3 protein-coding genes are annotated in these 1521 nt (G+C 70.7%); 2 read left to right on the top strand and 1 reads right to left on the bottom strand.

Annotated elements, in window-relative coordinates; translation table 11 throughout:
* Positions 1–318 (bottom strand): nicotinamide-nucleotide amidohydrolase family protein (locus tag I53_RS16275; RefSeq protein WP_043352525.1); only part of this gene is annotated, 318 nt, incomplete at its 3' end.
* Positions 319–419: 101 nt separating this feature from the next.
* On the opposite strand from I53_RS16275, the gene I53_RS16270 reads away from it, so the two are divergent.
* Together I53_RS16270 and I53_RS16265 are read left to right on the top strand one after the other, a co-directional pair.
* Entirely contained in the window at positions 420–818 is a 399-nt protein-coding gene (locus tag I53_RS16270) for an MAPEG family protein (protein ID WP_043352524.1), read from the top strand.
* Between the two features lie 105 nt (positions 819–923).
* The coding region (locus I53_RS16265) for a LysR family transcriptional regulator (RefSeq protein ID WP_043352523.1) at positions 924–1521 on the top strand (598 nt) is incomplete at its 3' end.

The raw sequence follows: 1521 nt of genomic DNA, 5'->3' as shown, positions 1-1521 counted from the left end.
AATGCCGGTGATCGCCACCGCGACGGAGGCCCGCGATGCGGCGAGTGCGCCCGCGGCCATCGCTCCCGCCACCGGCGCGCTCACGGCACCGTGCTGGCGGATCAGATCCATCGGCACGCGNATGGCTTCGGCCTTGGCCTCGTTCGAGTAGGTGACGAACCCGCGCTCCACGACGGCCGAGGAACCCGGTACCGCGGTCAGCAGGCCCGCCACGAGCCCGCCCGTGCAGGATTCGGCCGTGGCGATGGTGCGCCGGGCCGCCGTGAAGGCCGCCACCAGCGCCTCGGCCCGCGCGAGAAGCTCTGCGTCTTCGATCATCGCGAACGGGCTCCCGTCGGGCGGCCGCGCCCTATCTCGTGTTGTGACCCAAGGCCGAGCCCGGCTCAAGGACCGGCGGCCGCCATCGGAGACACCCATCCATGATCTTCCCCGCGACCACGGCCGTCTTTGCCGGGCTGCTCGCCCTCGTGTACCTCGGCCTCTCGGGCTGGGTGATGGCGAGCCGCGTCTCCGGCAACGTGCTGTTCGGGGACGGGGGCGACGAGACGATGCTCAAGCGCGTCCGCTCGCACGCCAATTTCGCGGAATACGTGCCCCTGGCGCTCATCGTCATCGGCCTGCTGGAGGCGGGCGGCGGCGGCCACACTCTGGTCCAGGCCCTGCTGATCGCCCTGCTGGTCGGCCGGATCCTGCACCCGATCGGGATGTTCGCGCCCCCAAACTCCCCGCGCCAGTTCGCCTGCCGGGGCGGCGGCATCCTGCTGACGATGGCGGCTTTGGCCATCGCGGCGATCGCGCTGCTGCTGCGGTTGGCCTAGGGCCGGCGGTCGCGCGGCTCGGCAGCCTCGGGGGCCGCTTTCGAAACGGCGCAGTCGGGATCCGGCACGACTTGCTTTCCCGCGCGCCGGCCTTCCACTGCCTCGATGCGCATCAATCGGACCGAGCTCGCCGATCTCGGAACCTTCCTCGCCATCGCGCGCCATCGCAACTTTCGGCGTGCGGGCCTGGAGCTTGGCGTCAGCGCCTCCGCGTTGAGCCACGCGCTCAAATCGATGGAGGCGCGCCTCGGGGTGCGGCTGGTCAACCGCACCAGCCGCAGCGTCACCCTTACCGCGGCAGGGGAAGATCTGCTCGCGTCCCTGGATGCGCCTTTCGCAGCGATCGGCTGCGCACTCGACCTGCTCAATCAGCACCGCGAGCCGGCCAAAGCCACAGGCCGGATCCGCCTCAATGTGCTCGAACATGCGAGCACGCTGCTGCTCGCCCCTGTGCTGCCCCTCTTCCACGAACGCCATCCGCGGGTCGAGATCGACGTCCGGGTGTCCAACGACCTGCTCGACGTGGTGGACGCCGGAGCCGATGCGGGCGTTCGGTATGGCGGAACGGTTCCCCAGGACATGGTGGCACAGCGCCTGTCGGCCGATCTGCGCTGGGTCGTGGTCGGTCGGCCGTCCTACCTTGAGCGCCACGGGACGCCCGATCATCCCCGCGACCTCGCGGCTCACCGATGCTGCGCTCCGC

It is taken from the genome of Methylobacterium sp. B1 (assembly GCF_000333255.1).
GTDB lineage: Bacteria > Pseudomonadota > Alphaproteobacteria > Rhizobiales > Beijerinckiaceae > Methylobacterium > Methylobacterium fujisawaense.
Note: the sequence above shows the minus strand (reverse complement) of the source record. Positions and strands in the feature narration are given on the sequence as shown.

Bases quoted from the DNA above. Each gene is read 5' to 3' on its own strand.
- I53_RS16270 (WP_043352524.1), top strand. From the start codon at position 420: ATGATCTTCCCCGCGACCACGGCCGTCTTTGCCGGGCTGCTCGCCCTC.